This window comes from Shewanella carassii (assembly GCF_002777975.1).
Classification (GTDB): Bacteria; Pseudomonadota; Gammaproteobacteria; order Enterobacterales; family Shewanellaceae; genus Shewanella; species Shewanella carassii.
This window is the reverse complement of the sequence record NZ_NGVS01000014.1, coordinates 83,078-100,660: the sequence shown is the minus strand read 5'-3', so window position 1 is coordinate 100,660 and position 17,583 is coordinate 83,078. Positions and strand designations below refer to the sequence as shown.

Annotated in this window: 15 protein-coding genes; 5 read left to right on the top strand and 10 right to left on the bottom strand. The window is 55.6% G+C overall.

All coding sequences use genetic code 11. The features are described 5' to 3' along the window. Window positions 1-50: 50 nt before the first annotated feature. The 4 genes from CBE72_RS09065 to CBE72_RS09050 form a co-directional block, all read right to left on the bottom strand. Window positions 51-2,870 (bottom strand): immune inhibitor A domain-containing protein, encoded by a 2,820-nt coding sequence (locus tag CBE72_RS09065; RefSeq protein WP_100143255.1) that lies wholly within the window; start codon window positions 2,868-2,870, stop codon window positions 51-53. Beyond that, window positions 2,867-3,154, bottom strand: coding sequence for a hypothetical protein (locus tag CBE72_RS09060; RefSeq protein WP_100143254.1), 288 nt, complete (start codon window positions 3,152-3,154; stop codon window positions 2,867-2,869). Before CBE72_RS09060 ends, CBE72_RS09065 begins: the two co-directional genes overlap by 4 nt. Before the next feature lie 100 nt (window positions 3,155-3,254). Further along, window positions 3,255-5,357 carry an MGH1-like glycoside hydrolase domain-containing protein gene (locus CBE72_RS09055; protein ID WP_229671980.1) on the bottom strand — a complete coding sequence of 701 codons (2,103 nt, stop codon included), beginning with the start codon at window positions 5,355-5,357 and terminating at the stop codon, window positions 3,255-3,257. Between the two features lie 59 nt (window positions 5,358-5,416). After that, window positions 5,417-6,004, bottom strand: coding sequence for a YhgN family NAAT transporter (locus CBE72_RS09050; RefSeq protein ID WP_100143252.1), 588 nt, complete (start codon window positions 6,002-6,004; stop codon window positions 5,417-5,419). Between the two features lie 186 nt (window positions 6,005-6,190). On the opposite strand from CBE72_RS09050, the gene CBE72_RS09045 reads away from it, so the two are divergent. Together CBE72_RS09045 and CBE72_RS09040 are read left to right on the top strand one after the other, a co-directional pair. Further along, the gene (locus tag CBE72_RS09045; RefSeq protein ID WP_100143251.1) at window positions 6,191-7,810 is read left to right on the top strand and encodes a ZIP family metal transporter; all 1,620 of its coding nucleotides are present in this window, start codon (window positions 6,191-6,193) and stop codon (window positions 7,808-7,810) included. A 78-nt stretch (window positions 7,811-7,888) separates the two neighbouring features. Beyond that, complete coding sequence (locus CBE72_RS09040) at window positions 7,889-8,668, top strand: NRDE family protein (protein ID WP_100143250.1); 780 nt, start codon at window positions 7,889-7,891, stop codon at window positions 8,666-8,668. On the opposite strand, the gene CBE72_RS09035 is transcribed toward CBE72_RS09040, so the two are convergent. Both CBE72_RS09035 and CBE72_RS09030 read right to left on the bottom strand, forming a co-directional pair. After that, a complete protein-coding gene (locus CBE72_RS09035; protein WP_100143249.1) occupies window positions 8,631-9,200 on the bottom strand; it encodes a Tll0287-like domain-containing protein in 570 nt (189 codons plus the stop codon). The genes CBE72_RS09040 and CBE72_RS09035 overlap by 38 nt on opposite strands. Before the next feature lie 62 nt (window positions 9,201-9,262). Beyond that, window positions 9,263-9,688: a YybH family protein gene (locus CBE72_RS09030; RefSeq protein ID WP_229671981.1), complete on the bottom strand. Its 426-nt coding sequence runs from the start codon at window positions 9,686-9,688 to the stop codon at window positions 9,263-9,265. 386 nt (window positions 9,689-10,074) lie between these two features. Between CBE72_RS09030 and CBE72_RS09025 the strand changes: the two genes are divergently transcribed. Further along, a complete protein-coding gene (locus CBE72_RS09025) occupies window positions 10,075-10,632 on the top strand; it encodes a lysophospholipid acyltransferase family protein (protein WP_100143460.1) in 558 nt (185 codons plus the stop codon). Between the two features lie 64 nt (window positions 10,633-10,696). Beyond that, window positions 10,697-11,317: a LysE family translocator gene (locus tag CBE72_RS09020; protein WP_100143247.1), complete on the top strand. Its 621-nt coding sequence runs from the start codon at window positions 10,697-10,699 to the stop codon at window positions 11,315-11,317. Between the two features lie 30 nt (window positions 11,318-11,347). Here CBE72_RS09020 and CBE72_RS09015 read toward each other — a convergent pair whose 3' ends face one another. Then, on the bottom strand, window positions 11,348-12,628 hold the full coding sequence (locus CBE72_RS09015; RefSeq protein WP_100143459.1) for a mechanosensitive ion channel family protein: 1,281 nt from the start codon (window positions 12,626-12,628) through the stop codon (window positions 11,348-11,350). Window positions 12,629-12,765: 137 nt separating this feature from the next. Continuing rightward, window positions 12,766-13,200, bottom strand: a complete 435-nt coding sequence (locus tag CBE72_RS09010; RefSeq protein WP_100143246.1) for a hypothetical protein — start codon at window positions 13,198-13,200, stop codon at window positions 12,766-12,768. Window positions 13,201-13,527: 327 nt separating this feature from the next. Between CBE72_RS09010 and CBE72_RS09005 the strand changes: the two genes are divergently transcribed. Then, the gene (locus tag CBE72_RS09005; RefSeq protein WP_100143245.1) at window positions 13,528-14,211 is read left to right on the top strand and encodes a DUF3157 family protein; all 684 of its coding nucleotides are present in this window, start codon (window positions 13,528-13,530) and stop codon (window positions 14,209-14,211) included. Window positions 14,212-14,330: 119 nt separating this feature from the next. Here the strand turns inward: CBE72_RS09005 and hutH are convergent, their stop codons facing one another. Together hutH and hutU are read right to left on the bottom strand one after the other, a co-directional pair. Then, the gene (gene hutH, locus CBE72_RS09000; RefSeq protein WP_100143244.1) at window positions 14,331-15,872 is read right to left on the bottom strand and encodes a histidine ammonia-lyase; all 1,542 of its coding nucleotides are present in this window, start codon (window positions 15,870-15,872) and stop codon (window positions 14,331-14,333) included. Beyond that, on the bottom strand, window positions 15,872-17,542 hold the full coding sequence (gene hutU, locus CBE72_RS08995; RefSeq protein ID WP_100143243.1) for a urocanate hydratase: 1,671 nt from the start codon (window positions 17,540-17,542) through the stop codon (window positions 15,872-15,874). The genes hutH and hutU overlap by 1 nt, the downstream gene beginning before the upstream one ends. Between the last annotated feature and the right edge of the window lie 41 nt (window positions 17,543-17,583).

Sequence of the window (17,583 nt, the reverse complement as noted above, 5' to 3'; positions counted from 1 at the left end):
CTCTTGAACGACCAAAAACATAAGGGACGCTTGAGCGTCCCTTATTTCTGTCAGTGCCTGCGCCGCCAGGCGATCAGCGCCAGCCCCAATAGGCTCAGACCGCCGAGGCTACCACCTCCGCCGCCGGAACTGCTTTCAGTCGTATTGGGCACAACCGGATTGGAGACCACCAGAGTACGACTATTACTGCTCTGATTATTCTGTGAGTCGGTCACTGTCAGGCGCACACTGTAGCTGCCCGCCGCACTGTAAGTATGCGATGGAGAAGCCTCAGTACTGCTCTGGCCATCACCAAAGTCCCACTGATAACTGAGTTCTCCGCTGCCACCACGGCTGAGGTTATTGAACTGCACGGTTAAACCTGTACCACTGATATCGAACAGCGCCGACAGAGGAATGCTGACCGTCAGCTGCAAGCGGGTCACGGTTTGCCGGTTATTGGCGTCTGTCACAGTCAGTGTGACTGTGTAGACACCAGACTCACTGTAACTGTATTGAGGCGTCGCTTGGGTACTGCTGGCGCCGCCAACCCCAAAGTCCCACAGGTAAGTGTAAGGTGCCGTCCCGCCACTGAGATTGGCGCTAAAACTGACATTGCCCCCCTCCTGCTGCGCTGAAATGCTGGCACTGAGTTCTGTGCCGCTGCTGTCGCTGCGTTTACTCACCAACAGCTGCGCCTGGCTGCTGTCTGGCTCTTGAGTCAACAACTGCACCATCAGACCCAGCTGGGGCAGCACCAGACCGGCCTGAGGCTTAAGCGGCGCGCTGTAGTCGTCGCTGTCATCAAACAGGCTATTGTTGCCAAGATGAGTATCACCGAAAAACGCCGACTGTGGATAAATACTGAAGCTGGCATCACGAACCTGCACATCGGTATCACGGTTGCCAATCAGGTTTTGATCCGCATCCACCACCCCAATGAGGCCATATCCAGGATGTTCGGCCACCTTATTGTCGCTGTAGGCTAAGTTTTCATACCAAACCAAGAGTCCCGGCTCATAACTGTCTTGCTGCAACCCGCTATCCACGCCCTGATAGTTACGCAGTTGCAACAGATAACGCCGCGGCGCGCCTGGGCGAGTGTCGTCGGTGCGAACAAAACCCGAAAGATTTACCGCCTCGAGAGCCGTCTCGGCATTGTCGCTGTAGACTAGGTTGCCGTCACTCTCGAGACGTATATCATCTACCACAAAGCCATAGCCACCGACCGCTTCATCGGTACGATATACCAGGCTTATCCGCTTGTTCATCCCGGCATAGGCACTGAGATCAAAGCTTATCTCCTGCCAGCCCTGTTCCCCCTCACCACCAGACAAGGCCGCCGAGTCACCGCTAATGATATAGGCGGCATTGTTAATGCTGTTGCTGCTCTTGGTATGGCTTCCAGCCAATGGCACCCCATCCACCAGCAGTTGCACATAGTCATAGTCCTCTTCTATCTGCCAATGGGCCTTCATCTTCAGTGTTAGCTTGGTACTCATGGGCAGTTGCAGCTCGAACGACATGGCGTTGTTGAGCTGATCGCCCTGATTCGAATAGTACTGGTATTGCCCCTGATAGGCCGGAGTAAAGGCGATGGAGTTTGATGGCAGCTTGATGGCCAACTGGTTTACGCCACTGCTATTGGCATGCTCCAATGTCACTTGAGTGCCATTGCTATCCAGTGCTTGATAATCCAAGGATTGTTCGTTGACCCAGCGGCCCTTGTATCTATCCTGCAGGAATGAGCGGGCGTAGGGACTGAAACCACTGGGCTGTGAACCTCTTGGAGAACCGGCCCAGCTACCGCCGGACATCAGAGACCAGAGACCGACTGGCGAACCATCGCTGGCATTGCTACTGATGTCATATTCATCAGGTAAACCGAGGTCGTGACCAAACTCGTGGGTACAGACACCGGTACCGGCATCCAGCGGCTGTATGGTGTAACCGAACAGACGCATATTGCTCCCCGGAATAGCCTGACCATATTGACCGGGCGCCGAGGGCACAAAAAATCTGTGTGACCAGATGGCATCATCACCGAGCACGCCGCCACCGGCCTCTTCACCTATGCTGGAATGGAAGATCATCACATGATCCAAAATCCCATCGGCTTCATTCAGGTTGCCGTCACCGTCAATATCATAGGGATCTTCAATATCATACTGCGCCAGCTCAGCGGCGCTCATGCTGGCAACTGCAGCCGCGACCGCTTCCTCCACCAATTCGGTAGCGGCTGTGTCGTCATTGTTGTTATTCGGGTCGTTGGCGCCATAGTAGGCCGCATTCTGGCTGGCTCTAAACCAGCCTTTCACATCACCATTGAAGAAAAAGCTCTGACCGGAAACCGCTTGATAGTACTGATAGGCTGAGGGCAGTACTTGCCCCTGGGGCCCAGGGAAACCTGCATCGGAAAACAACAGGCCACGGTAATGGGCTACCGAGTAGTTGGCGTAATACATCTCGGTATCGCCGGGACTCAGGCGATTGGCGTTATAAGGCAAGTCGGGGAAATCCACCAGCACGGCCAACACCTTGACCCGCTTGGTCACATCGGTATCGGCTACCCGCGACTGTGCCCGCATTAACTTGCTTTGACGCAGGCTGTTGCTTCGCGCCTGTTGCAGCAGTTGTTGCTCCTTGGCCTTGAGCACTTGCGCTGTCTTACTGCCCGCCCCCGTAGATTTGGCCGTATAGGCTGCCAGCGCCTGTTGCCGCTCCTCTTCAGAGGCATCGGCATCGAGTTCACCGCGTTTCACCAACCAATAGAGGATCTGCTCTTTGTTAATGACTCCGGGATCCGCCGGAGCCGTGGCGGCTAAAATATTCGTTGCCCCAAAGAGACAAGCTGTCCCCAAGGCCAGGGCCAGTACCGACTTCAAACTCATGACTTTGGCTCCTTGATACACTTTTCAAACTTTTGATTGCGCTGCTGAATATACTCAGAGACCTTGGCTTCGGCCTCTTGTTCGCTCATTTGCGGAGTAATGATGTTGCGCTCGATCAGACTGGCTTTAATTTTAGCCCGATTTACCACAGGTGCCCCACTGCCACAGGGCAACAAGGGTTTAACCGCGCGGTTTTTATCCGCAATGGCATCGGTTCCCGCTTCGTTTCCAGCCTGACAGGCACCCAGAAACAAACAGATGGCAAGAGTTGAGGGCAGTCGCACCGGTGGCACCTTAATTATTAACAGAGAGAGTACAGAAGATTAACAGCGGCTGTTAAGATTGCACAGCAGAAAGTCGCGGCCAATTCGCCTCATTCAGCGATTATTCAGCCTCAGACAACAAACCTTCGCTATAAAGCAGCATTAAGACCGAAGCAGACCAACTAAAGTTGCTGCCATGCAGTCCTTCCCCACTGAGTGGATGGTAGTTTTCCCGTATCGGCAGATCCCGGCTCTCGGCGGCGATGGCCGTCAGTAAGCGCCGCGACATTGCACTTGCCTGCTGCCGGTAACCGTAATGCTGCAACCCCTTAATGGCAAAGAAGGCCTGATCCAGCCATACCGGCCCGCGCCAGTATCTGTCGGGGGCAAACGCTGGGCTGTCGCGGCTCACGCTCGGAAACGGCACCTGGGTGCCGAAGCTTTCTGGCCTAAGCTGTTGCTTTACCACCGCTTCTGCCTGCTCAGGCGAAGCAACACTGGCCCACAGCGGGATCCAACCTTCAGTGCCCTTATTGTCGCTGAGCAAGCGCCGCTTACCCTCGGCATCGAAACGTACATCGTAGAAGAAACCGCTGGCAGGGTCGAAAAAGTCCCGCCGAATCGCCTGTCCCAACCGCTGGGCCTGTTGCCGCAGTTGCATTGCCTCGGCTTCCCGTCCCAGCAGACTGGCCATCTGCGCCAGATACTGCTTATCGGCATAGAGAAATGCATTGAGATCGACACTCTCCTGATTGAGTGAGTAACCGAGCAAACGCCCTTTAGCGTCGCGATTTTCCAGTACCTGCAGGCTGTTATCGGCATCGAATCTGGGCGCATTGTCCATCCCGGACTCCCAGGCTGCGGCCTGAATGATGGCATCACGATTAGGTGCCCCGGGCTCACCGTGCAACGGATGCAGATTGGCGCCATATTCCGCCAAACCATTGCCATCATGATCCCGGTTGCGATACCACCAAGCATGCAGAGCCATCAGTCTTGGGTAGAGCTCAGCAACAAATGCCTTGTCACCGTCCTGAAGGTAGATCTCCCATACGGCCCAGGCCGCCAACGGCGGTTTGCCATTCCGCTCATTCCAGTTGCCACCATCACCGCCGCGGGCTGCATCTTGGTTGTAAAACACTGCATCCGGCATGCTGCCGGCATCCTGGGGTCTGACGGGATCCTGCGCATCAAATTGATAGTCAAACATCGCCCGCACATTGGACTTGGCAAGCCAGGGCTCGACACGCGCCAAGGCCACCGCCTGTTTCCAGCTATCCCAGGCCCAGAGACCATTGAACCATTGGTAGGTGACCGAAGGCGTTACCCCGTGGTGACGCAGTGCTCCGGCCGGGCTGCGCCAGTTGTGTGTCAGGGTGCTAATGGCCCGAGCGGCCATGCGCTTTTGTCCCAAGTCGCCATCGGCCAACTTGGCCAGACGCCAACCCCAGCGACTATGGTTGCGCTCGGCGCTCAGCAACAACTTAGGCCACTGCAGCGGCTTGGCTTCTGCTGCGGTGTGAAAATATTGCTGGGCACTGAGAAAACTGCGCCGCTCAGAGGGGGCCAGGTTCAGCACTTCAGAACTGGCTCGGTAGCCCCGAGCGCCCCACTCTTCCAGAAAGGTGGGTTCACGGAAGCTTATGCGGAATTTGGCATCATCGAGCATTAGCGACCAAGTTTTTCTAAGTGGCCGAAACTGCCACTCCAGTTGATTGGTCGCAAACTGTCTGCCGGCAATCCAGGGCTTGCCTACCGCAGTGTCGAAGGGTTCTCCCTGCCACTGCAACTGCCACTGACCCGCTTGGGTGCCGGTATTTTCCAGCACAGTCTCAATCAGTGAACTGCGCTCATCGGCAAAATAGAGTCTGGTGCTGAGGCTAAGATCTGGCCAGCGATATTCCTGATACAGGCCATCCGGGCGACTGAACAGGCGTCTTTTCGCTTCGGCAAAATTCTTCGCCTGGCCTGTGCTCAACTCCAATATGCTGAGGTGCTGCAAGCTGGGCGCCAAATGCAAGCTGTATTCTTGGGCGATGATCAAGGGGCCGCTGAAGCTGCCATAAAATGCAGGCTCATCCGGCAGGTGATACCCATGCCAGGCGCCCATATCCATGTACACCGCGGGGATAGTCAGATTCCCGGCGACGTCCCGCTCCTGCGCTTGTTGCGGCGTGCCTTGATAGGGCAAGAGATTGTCATAATCTCCGGCGGCCAGACTCAATGCACATATCAGGGCACAACTAAGCACTTCTACCTCGACTTAACACAACGATTAACAACTCAGGGGTTCAAATATCGGGAGACGCCATCGAGGAACATCTGCACCGAGATCATCACCAGCACCATACCCATCAAGCGCTCGACCGCAGTGAGCCCCTTGTCGCCCAAAACCTTGGTAAATAACTTATAAAACATCAAGATAACCACGCTGGCGCCCCAGGCCGCTACCAGAGCTATGGTCCAGTCGGCCATCCGGCTGCTATCCGTATGGGCCAGCAGTATCAGTGCCGCCAAAATCGAAGGACCGGCCATCAAGGGAATTGCCATCGGCACAATGAAGGGCTCTTCACCGGCGGCCAGGCCCACCACCCCACCGGGTTGGGGGAAGATCATCCTGATGGCGATCAGGAACAGAATAATGCCGCCGGCAATGCTGACCGATTCTGACTTGAGGTTGAGGAAACTCAGGATGGCTTCACCGGCGTATAGAAATAACAGCATGATCAACAAGGCAAAAATAAGCTCTCGGATCAGCACTCGACGGCGTTTCTTGGGCTCGATATGACGCAATATAGAAGCAAAGATAGGCAAGTTGCCCAAGGGATCCATAATAAGAAACAGCATTACGGCAGCCGACAGAGTATCCATAAATATCCATTCACCAATACAACAACATAGAGTCGACTATTGTATAACTTTTTAGTCACCGGCTGTGGACTTTTATCTGTGGTCTCGGGGGGAAAATCCTTCAAGGTAAATTCCAGGTAACGGCACTGCTCATTTGCGCGGCTACTGGTATACTATGGCGTTCTCTAAACTTCAGCCGTGAAATACATGCTCTATCTTGTCGCCAGTTTTATCGCCCTGCTCCTGGGCCCGCTGTTTTACCGCTATTTCTCTTCAGGCAGCGGTTTGCAGAAGGGCCTGGACGGCTTTATTTTTGTATCTCTCGGTGGCTTGGTATTGATCCATATCCTACCGGAACTGCTGGAGCACGGCGGCATACTGGCGATTGTCTTCGTGATCCTCGGCCTTTGGGGCCCGAGTGCCAGTGAGAAGCTGTTTCATCGCTACTCAGAGATCACCCATAATTTGACCCTCACGCTGGGGATCGGCGGCTTGTTGTTGCACACCATCACAGATGGCGGCGCAATGGTGCTGGCACAACAGGAAGGTAACTCCAGCCTGCTGGCGCTTGGGGTGATCATGCACAGGCTACCCGTGGGCCTGGCGATTTGGTGGTTGCTCAAACCCCAGGTTGGCACCCGTTGGGCCAGTCTGGTGTTGCTGGCCATGATGGCGCTGACATCTGTGGGCTACTTCGCCGGCGAGCAACTGCTCAGCCATTTGAGCCTGGATAATACAGTGTACCTGCAAGCCTTTGTCACAGGCTCTATTTTGCATGTGGTGCTGCATCAGCCCCACGGCCATGGGCAGCAGACCCCAAGCAGCAAATATGAATACCAGGCCGGCATAGGCAGCCTGCTGGGGATAGGGCTGTTGGCATTGCTGCTGATGATGGATTCCGGCGGCCACCAACACGCTCACCATGACCACAGCACAGATCAACTGCTGCACTGGTTGCTGTTACTGGCTCCGGTATTGCTGGCGGCCTACGCCTTGGCCAGCATACGTTTTGCCGCAGGTTTGTCTCCTACTCAAGCCTCGCTGCCGGGACGCTGGCTGCAACGGCTCGCCGGCCCCGAAGCCTTGTTGCTGACCTTGGTGCTGCTGGGCTGGCAATTTGCCCTGCTGCAAGCACTCGCACTCGCCGCACTGGGACTGTTTTTGAGTTATGCCCGCATTGAATTGACCGATCCTCACCCCAAGGTGCCGCAGTCCGCCTGGCATTTCGGTTTCACTCATCTGGTGGATAGAAGCGCGCCCTGGATCTTGCTCAGTCTGATCCTCGCCAATCTGATAGGCCATCCGTCAGTGCCGCTGTCGCACCCGCTGGCACAAGTGCTGGTGCTGGCCTTGCTGTTTCTGCCATTGCGTTTCTGCAATCTGGGCGCTGCCGTGTTGGCGATGTCGCTGGCCTACAGCGGCTGGAGCCCCTTGGCGGTAGCCTTGACCCTGATAGCCGCACCTGTGCTTAACCTGTCACAACTCAAGTTGATGAACTGGAGCCAACGGCTCGGCATGTTGCTGCTGCTATCCATTCTGCTTAGCGGCATTGCCTGGTGGCAACCACAGTGGCGTGAGCTGGGCGATCTGCCGAAAGAGATAAGCTACCCGGCGCTGACGCTGCTGTGTCTGCTCTACTCCAGCAGCTTGCTGCGTCAGGGGCCACGCAAGTTTTTGCGGGGGATGTGGCTGGCCAAAGGCCATAGCCATGACCACGGCTCGGGGCAGCACAATGACTCAGGCCACAACCATGGTTCACATAGCCATGGTTCACACAGCCATGCTCACCAGCATGGCCACGAGCATCAAGACAAAGGCTCTCACTGATTTAACCCTGTCAATGGGCGCCTTTGTTAGCTAACTTGTGGGATAAGCCCGCATTTAGACTAGGCATAAGGACAGCCCATGTGCATTCTGTTTCTGGCGCTGGATCAGCATCCGGATTATCCGCTGATCCTCTGCGCCAACCGCGATGAGTTTCATCACAGGCCCACGACCCCGGCACACTTTTGGCCACCACAGCAGCAACTGCTGGCGGGTAAGGATCTGCAGGCTGGGGGAACCTGGCTTGGCTGTAATCGTTTGGGAATGGTGGCCGGTCTCACCAATATCCGCCAGCCAATCACGCAGCCGGAAGGCATGCGCAGCCGCGGGGAGTTGGTGCTCAAGGCGCTCGATAGCCAATCGCCAATAGAGCCGCAATGGCTCAGTGACCACAGCGACAACTACAATCCTTTCAATCTAGTTTTCGGCCAGGGCAGGCAATTTTGGTGTTATCACAGCCCGGATAAGTCATTGCGGTGCTTGAACAGGGGCTTTCACGCCATCAGCAATGGCGCCTTGGATGATATCTGGCCCAAGATGGCCCGCGGCGAGCAGGCGTTGGAGCAGTTGATTAGCCAATCGGCCAAGCCGGATATAGATAAGCTGCTGGCAATAATGCGTGATGAGACCCCGGCGCCGGACACCAGCCTGCCAAACACAGGAGTCAGCCTAGAGTGGGAGCGCCGTCTGTCATCCATCTATATTCGCCACCCGGAATACGGCACCCGGGCCACCAGCCTGATATTCCTCTCCCGCGAGGGGAAACTGAACTTTTACGAAGCCAGGTATGATGGCAAGGGGCGACAACTGGGGTTGGAACAGTTCAGTTTTGCGCTGACAAACGCGGAGCCTCTATGCTAATGGCGCCGCGGATCTGCCCAAGCTGATAACCTCTGGCACTATCATTCGGGTAGTGCTCATCCAATGCGGTTTTGACTTCGGGCGCCAATTGGCTACCGTGACAAGTGAGGCAAAGCGGCGCAACCCCCTGGGCCTTCATAAAGCGCAGTTGTGGCTCAGTCTGATCAATATGACTCAGGGTTTGTGGGTCTTCACCGGCTGCGGCCCGCTGATCGAATGATAACAATACCTGTCGCTGCCAAGCCTCCGGCTCGGCCGCCGGATTACGGGGTTTCAGACTGACACGTTTTACCTGCCAACCACTCTCGGCGGAGAGCTGGCGGGCAATTTCCGGCGCCTTACGGGAACAAACTTCGATGGCCGCCACCGGGCCACCTTCGGCCAGGGCTTGCTGCAGTTGCGGCTTGAGTGTTTGGGCAAAACGCTTGGCCAGCGCGGCCGCCTCAGCTTTGAATTCTGCGGCAGCCGGCTCGGCTATGGCTTGATTCACCAAGGCAAAGGCCAGCAAGGCGGTCAGTGTGGGTTTTAACATAGGGTGCTCCATTAGATTTTTTTAATGGACTGATATTAGATAAATCTAATTCCCTATGCAAGTCAGGATGAATGATCGTGAGTGATCACCCAATGGTCGTCTTTCTTTTCCAACAGCAGGGTAAAGACTCCGGATGGGCTGTCCTTTTGTCTGAGCAAGACCCAGCGACCGGCCACCAAGGCAGAATAGTTACTCAACATCTGCACATCCTTGAGCTCCAGCTTGAGCTGGCCCATAGTCGCGCGATCCGGATAGCTACGTTTATAGGCGGCCAGCATCTTGTCCCAGCCATATTTGAACTCGCCCTTGGAGACAAACCTCAGCTTAGGGTCGTGCCAGTAACCCAACATATAGGCATCGATATTCCCTTGATTCCAGGCTTGTTGCTGACGATTGAGCAGCTCGGTGATTTCATCTGTCGGTACCGCTTTGGTCGGAGCACTCGCAAGCAGCAGTACAGACAGGAGCCCAAACATTAACCTTTTCATCTTTCCTCCTTTGCACCCTCCCGGAACCAGGCCAGGAAACCGTGCCGACACTGTCGTTGAGCTTATATGCTCGATACTAACCCATCCGTGCCGAGATCAGGAAAGGTCCGAGTAAACATTGTCTTAGTAGATTGTAAGCAAATCCACCGCGCATTTTGAACAAACTTACGCCACAGCGATTCATAGCCAATGACGAGTCCATAGCAAGATATAGCACCCAGGCTTGCACAAACGGGATAATACTGAAATTATATTTTCTCTCAGGCCTCTGCTTGGGGAAGTGCTGCCTATGTTCAGACTCCTAAGCCAATCAAGGTTGGACTGACAGCCCACCCCAAACACTTTTGAACTATACCTTTAATCAACTCAAGGTTTGGCAACTCTCTATGTTTAAGAAAATCTGCCAATGGCTGCTGGCTCTGTTTGGCTGGCAAATTCGCGGACAACTGCCCGACTCCTCGCAATATCTGGTGATAGTGGCGCCCCATACCAGTAACTGGGACTTTATTATCGGCGTGCTCGCCCGAGGGGCTCTGGCGGTGAAGATCCACTTCCTCGGCAAGCATCAACTCTTCATTCCGCCCTGGGGCTGGTTTTTCAGGGCCATAGGCGGCAGCCCGGTCGACAGACGCAAGAACAATAATCTGGTCGATGCGGTCAGCGAGTTGTATCGTCAGGATCCCAACTTCAAGTTGGCACTGGCGCCTGAGGGCACCCGCAGCCCAGTAAAACGCTGGAAGACTGGCTTCTACCATATCGCCTCCCAGGCAGGAGTGCCGATTGTGGCCGTGGGGTTGGACTTCAGTCAGAAGGCGGTGGTGATCAATCAGCCTTTGATACCGAGTGCTGACATGCAACATGACATGGACCAACTTATCGCCTTCTACCGCGGTATTCGCGGCCGCTTTCCCAAGGCGATCCCGGACTATTCGCCGAACAAGTGATGCTTGTTCGGCAAACCTTGGCCGACTATAGTGACGCTTAACCGGAAACTTTGTATACAAAACTATGGATCACCAGACTTTCTTGCTGTACCTGTTTGCGATCTTATTGATAGCCATTTCTCCCGGCCCGATCGCCATGTTGTCTATCTCTCACGGGATCCATTTTGGTAAACGCCGCAGTCTGGCAACGGCCTTGGGGAGTGTCAGTGCGGCACTGCTGTTGATGTTGGCCTCCATCGCCGGGCTGAGCGCCTTGCTGCATGCCAGCGAATACGGCTTTACCCTACTCAAGTGGTGCGGTGCCGCCTACCTCATGTATCTGGGGATTAAGCTGCTGCTCACCAAGCCCCATGCGGCCGAACAGAGTATCGCCCCCAAGGGACATGGCCATCCTCTCAGTCTGTTTAGGCAGGCGTTTCTGGTAGGGATCAGCAATCCCAAGGATCTGCTGTTTTTCGCCGCTCTATTTCCACAATTCATCGATGTGACTACGCCGCAGGGGCCACAACTGGCAGTATTGGCTTCGACTTGGGCCTTGGTGGACTTCAGCTTTGTGATGCTTTACGCCTCTATGGCCAGCGTGATGGCCTCATGGTTGAAGCGCAGCCAACGCTTGCATTGGCTGGATCGTGTCAGTGGCGGGGTGTTTGTCACCCTCGCCACTGTATTGGCCGTTAAAGATTAGGGAAGCGCTTTAGGGTAGGTGCGAATAAGCCTATGTAGGCTTATTTGCGCTGGCTCCATTATCTTTCAAGCTGCGGATATCGTTGCCGGTCGGCCCCTGGAAGGCCCGCAGTCCGAATTGCGGCAAGATAGCAAAGATGTGGTCGAAGATATCGGACTGAATATCTTCATAGTATGCCCAGCGGGTATCATTGGTGAAGATATACAGCTCGATCGGCAGCCCTTCGGTGGTGGGCGCCAATTGCCGCACCATCAGGGTCATATCCTTGTGCACCTTGTCATGGTGCTTGAGATACTCCAGCAGATAGGCTCTGAAGGTCCCCACATTAGTCAACCTACGGCCATTGACCGGCATATCAATATCCGACACCTTGGCATTGGACTCGGTAATCTCATGGATCTTCTGCGGCAGATATTCTTTGAGGTAATTAATCTTCGCCAAACGCTGCCTGTCTTCTTCGGTCAGGAAATGTATGCTGTTGATATCTATGTTGACCGAACGTTTGATTCGGCGACCGCCTGACTCGGACATGCCTCGCCAGTTACGGAAGGCATCTGACACCAGCGCATAGGCCGGGATCATGGTGATAGTCTTGTCCCAGTTGCGAACCTTGACCGTAGTCAGCGACACCTCTTCCACCGCGCCATCGGCGCCGTATTTATCCATCTGGATCCAATCACCGGTGCTGACCATGCGGTTAGCCGCCAGCTGAATACCGGCGACAAAACCCAGAATGGTGTCCTTGAACACCAACATCACCAAACCTGTGGCGACACCCAGGCCGCTGAGGAAATAAACTGGTGATTGGTCGGCCAAAATCGAGATGGAAATAATGATGGCAACGAAGAATAGGAACAGCTTGATCAGCTGTACAAAGCTCTTCACCGGTAAACGGCGGCTAATCAACTTAACGTCGGCCACTTCATCGACCGCATCCAATGCCGCATAGGCGGCGCGGATCAGCAAGACGACCAGCCAGACACTGAGCAGTTTGTCGACCAAGCCCGCCAATAGTTTATGGTCGGTCAGCGTAATAGGGATCAGCAGGTTGAGCACCAGCGCCGGCACCAGCATCGCCAGCTTTTCCAGCACCCTGTGGCGCATAAAGATGTCGTCCCAAGTCACTTTGGAACGTTGAATCACCAGGTTCATCGCCCGTACTACGCCGCGACGGACAATAAAATAAGCCAGTCCCGCCAACAACAGGCAGGCAATCACCATGATCGAAGTGGACAAACCATCTTCCGGGATAATGTCGATTCCCAATTGTGATAGCCAATGAGACAGCTCAAATCTCAAGTCTTTGTCCAAGTTATCCAAAATTAACCTCTCAGAGAAAAAACACTCACCCAACACTCAAATAGGGGCTGGGTGCAGACTAACATACAGGTGTCAGAACGTGCTGAGGTTTATGACGGAATTTTGTGCATTCAGGGGAGTTCGTGCTCTCAATCACCTTTCAGACCAAGAACCACCTCAGCACTGTGAGGTTGTTGAAAATGCAACAGATGATCGTAGGGAATGCCGGAGATACGTAATTCTCTATCGTTGTGCCAATCGAGAACCAATTCATCGTGGCGACCGGATACCACCAGCAAACCGGGAAACTGTCGCCCGGACTCCAAATCGGTCAAACTCAATTGACTCTGCCAATGCTCATGACCATGCAGGCTACAGTTGGAAAAGCTGACATCGGCTTGCCAGCCCTTGTCAGGCGACCAACTACTGAGCAGTATCGAGTCCTGGCAGTGCTGACTGTGCTCGGGCAAGGTACCAACCCATCCGGCCACATGAAACAGACTCCATGAGGCCAATAACAGGTAAAAACACCCCCCGCCAAATTGCAGGGCCTTCGACAACCAGGCCTTCAGATTCGACGGCATACCCACTCCATACTTTTAAATAGACTACTGGCGGGATCATATAGAGGGGCATTCTGTAAGTAAATGCTGACCAAAGAGTTACAAACTCTTTGATTGTTTCACTAATCAAACTAATGAATGGATCAAACCACGCCGAGTCAAATGACCTCATCAAGATTCGCTTTATGCTCTGAGGTTCGACTCAAGCATAGCCACAAACAGGCCTTGGCAAAATTCCCAGGGCCCAAGGTCGAGCTTGCTCATCATACATTAATGCCATCAACCTCATTGCCAGCCGCGGCGCCCGCAGTTATTGTTGACCCAGGATTCAGCCAAACGAATTTTCTCATGTCCAAACAGAACCTTTTCAAACCCGGCTTTGCCATCAGTGCCCTGGCGTTACTATTGGGCTCAAGTTTTGCCGTTGCCGAGCCGGCCCAGGTGGCCGAAGTCACTCTTGAAAACGGCGCCAGAATCATACTCAAAGATGATTTCACCTGGGAGTATGTGCTCACTGAAGCTGTGATCAGCGCCGCCGAACCCGAAACGACCACTGAAGAAGTGGTGGCCGAGATGCCGAATACGGCCGCCCATACCACAGCCGCCACAGCAGCTGCAGTGGAAATGGCCGCCAAACCAGATCCAAGCAAAACCGCCGTGGTCGAACAGTTGACCCAGAGCGCCATGACCACTCCCGGACTACTTGGCAAGACAGCCAGAGAAGGGATCAGCGTTTCACTGCAGCAGGTACAGTGGCAAGGCGACAAGCTGGGCCTGACCTTCGAACTTGGCAGCAACAGCAGTGAAGATATGGTTGGCGTACTGATCAGCGCCAGCTTCTACAACGATCAGGGTCGCAAGATGAAAGAAGAGGAGCTACAGGTCTGGCGTGCCATCAAACGTATGCCGGAAACCTATCTGCGCAAGGGCCAGCAGCGGCAATCCTCGGTGATCTGGGTTGAAGGGGTAGATAAAAACCAGTGGCAGAAACAACTGCTGAATCTGAAGATCACAGAATTGGATGCCTGGTAACACGGCATTGATTTATTTTAATAAACAAAGAGCGCCAAATGGCGCTCTTTGTGTTTTATATACAGACTTTTGCCCCTAAGGTGCCCAAGGGCCCACAGGACCTTGTAACGATTCCCGGCTCAGAGGCTGCTTGGCAGCAGTTCCTTTGGCAGATAGACGTTATAGCGCCCACTCGCCAACAGCTCAGTGGCCTTGGTGATGTCCGGACCGAAGTACCTGTCCTTGTCATAGAAGGCAACCCGCTCGCGCAGTTCAGCCTTGGCCTTGGCCACCGCCGGGCTTGGCTGCAGCGGCGCGCGGAAATCCAGCCCTTGGGCCGCAGCCAGCAGTTCCACTGCCAGCACGCCGCGGGTGTTTTCCGCCATATCCTTGAGCCTGCGGGCGGCAAAGGTCGCCATGGAAACATGATCTTCCTGGTTGGCCGAGGTCGGCAAGCTGTCGACAGAGGCCGGATGAGCAAAGGTCTTGTTCTCACTGGCCAGTGCCGCGGCTGTCACCTGGGCAATCATAAAGCCCGAGTTAACCCCTCCGTTTTCCACCAAGAATGGCGGCAGCTTGGAAAGGTTGGAATCGATCAGCAGCGCAATGCGGCGCTCACTGATGGCCCCCAGCTCGGCAATCGCCAGCGCCAGATTATCCGCCGCCATGGCCACGGGTTCGGCATGGAAGTTACCGCCTGAGATGATCTCGCCGGTATCTTCAAACACCAGTGGGTTATCTGTCACACCGTTGGCTTCAATTTCCAGCACTTCGGCCGCCTGACGGATCTGCGTCAGGCAAGCGCCCATCACCTGAGGCTGACAGCGCAGGGAGTAGGGATCCTGCACCTTTTCACAATTGGCGTGTGACTCGGCAATCTCGGAGCCGCTCCCCAGTAGATGACGGAATACAGCCGCCGAGTCTATCTGGCCCTTTTGGCCGCGCACCGCATGAATTCTCGGGTCGAACGGGCTGCGACTGCCCATGGCCGCCTCGACACTCATGGCGCCGACCACAGAGCCGGCGGCAAACAGGTCCTCGGCATGGAACAAGCCCTCCAGTGCCAGCGCCGTCGATGCCTGGGTGCCGTTGAGCAGGGCCAGGCCCTCTTTGGCAGCCAATTCAATCGGTTTCAGCCCGGCGATACTCAAGCCCTCAATGGCGGGCATGATACGCCCCTGATAACGCACTTCGCCCTCGCCTATGATCGGCAGACACATGTGCGACAGCGGCGCCAAGTCGCCCGAGGCCCCCACTGAGCCCTTCTCGGGAACACAAGGATAGACACCGGCATTGACCAGGGCGATCAGGAAGTTGATCACCTCGAGACGGATCCCGGAAAAACCGCGGGACAGCGAGTTGATCTTCAACACCATCATCAGCCGCACGGTTTCATCGCGCATCAATTGGCCGGTACCGGCGGCGTGGGACAACACGATAGAGCGCTGCAGCAGTTCCAGATCCGCCGGGGCAATCTTGGTGTTGGCCAACAGGCCAAAGCCTGTGTTGATGCCGTAAACCGTGCGGCCCTCATCCAGTACTTTTTGCACCACGGCGGCGCTGCTGTTGATGGCCGCCAGCGATTCCGGGTGCAATTGCAGCTGGGTGGGCGCGCGGCTGATGCTGCGCAGTTCAGACAGGGTCAGGCTTCCCGGTGTCAGAGTGATTTGAGTGGTCATCATCAGTCCTCCAACATAGGCAGATCCAGGCCCTGCTCTTTGGCGCAGCGCTTGGCAATCTCATAGCCGGCATCGGCGTGACGCATCACGCCCGTGGCCGGATCGTTCCACAATACCCGGGAGACCCGCTTGGCGGCGGCTTCGCTGCCGTCACAGAGGATCACAACCCCAGAGTGCTGACTGAAGCCCATGCCGACACCCCCACCATGGTGCAGCGACACCCAGGTGGCGCCACCGGCAGTATTGAGCAGCGCATTGAGCAGTGGCCAGTCGGAGACGGCATCCGAGCCATCGAGCATGGATTCGGTTTCCCGGTTGGGACTGGCCACAGAGCCGGAATCCAGATGATCCCTGCCTATGACCACAGGCGCCGACAGCTCGCCGTTTTTCACCATTTCGTTGAAGGCCAGCGCCAGACGGGCGCGGTCTTTGAGGCCAACCCAGCAGATACGGGCCGGCAGCCCCTGGAAGGCGATACGTTCACGAGCCATATCCAGCCAGTTGTGCAGGTGTGGGTCGTCCGGGATCAGCTCTTTCACCTTCTGATCTGTCTTGTAGATATCCTCAGGGTCACCACTGAGCGCCGCCCAGCGGAACGGGCCAATGCCTTCACAGAACAGCGGCCTGATATAGGCGGGAACAAAACCGGGGAAATCGAAGGCGTTGGCCACGCCTTCCTCAAACGCCATCTGGCGGATGTTATTGCCATAGTCCAGGGTCGCGGCGCCACGGCTTTGCAGCGCCAGCATGGCCTGAACCTGCACCGCCATGGAAGCCTTGGCGGCCTTGACCACAGCGGCCTCGTCTTTGAGGCGCATCTCCTTGGCCTGCTCCAGCGTCCAGCCCTGAGGCAGATAGCCATTCAGCGGATCGTGCGCCGAAGTTTGGTCTGTCACTACATCCGGAGTAATGCCGCGCTCAACCAGCTCACTGAAGATATCGGCGGCATTGCCCAGCAAACCGACGGAAACCGGCTTGCCCTCGGCCTTGGCGGCTTCCAGCATCGCCAGTGCCTCGTCCAGGCTGTGGGCCTTCTTGTCCAGATAACGGGTACGCAGACGAAAATCGATACGGGTCTCGTCCACTTCACAGGCCAGTACAGAGAAACCGGCCATGGTACCGGCCAGAGGCTGGGCACCGCCCATGCCGCCCAGGCCACCGGTCAGGATCCAGCGGCCCTTGGCTTCACCGTCGAAATGCTGCTTGGCCACGGCCACAAAGGTTTCGTAGGTGCCCTGGACTATGCCTTGGGTGCCTATGTAGATCCAGGAGCCGGCGGTCATCTGGCCGTACATAGCCAACCCTTGCTTATCCAGCTCGTTGAAGTGTTCCCAGTTGGCCCAGTGGGGTACCAGGTTGGAGTTGGCGATCAGTACCCTGGGGGCATCGCTGTGGGTTTTGAATACTCCCACCGGCTTGCCGGATTGCACCAGCAAGGTTTCATCCTCTTCCAGACGCTTGAGCACCTCGACGATTTTGTCGAAACACTGCCAATCGCGGGCGGCGCGGCCTATGCCGCCGTAAACCACCAGATCCTCGGGGCGCTCGGCCACATCCGGATGCAGGTTGTTCATCAGCATTCTGAGCGGCGCTTCGGTCTGCCAGCTCTTACAGTTCAGAGTGGTGCCGGTCGGCGCAATGATTTTGCGCGCCGGATCATGTCTCTTATCCATAAACTTCCATTCCTCTGTTGCTTGTCTTGTGGTTTATTTTG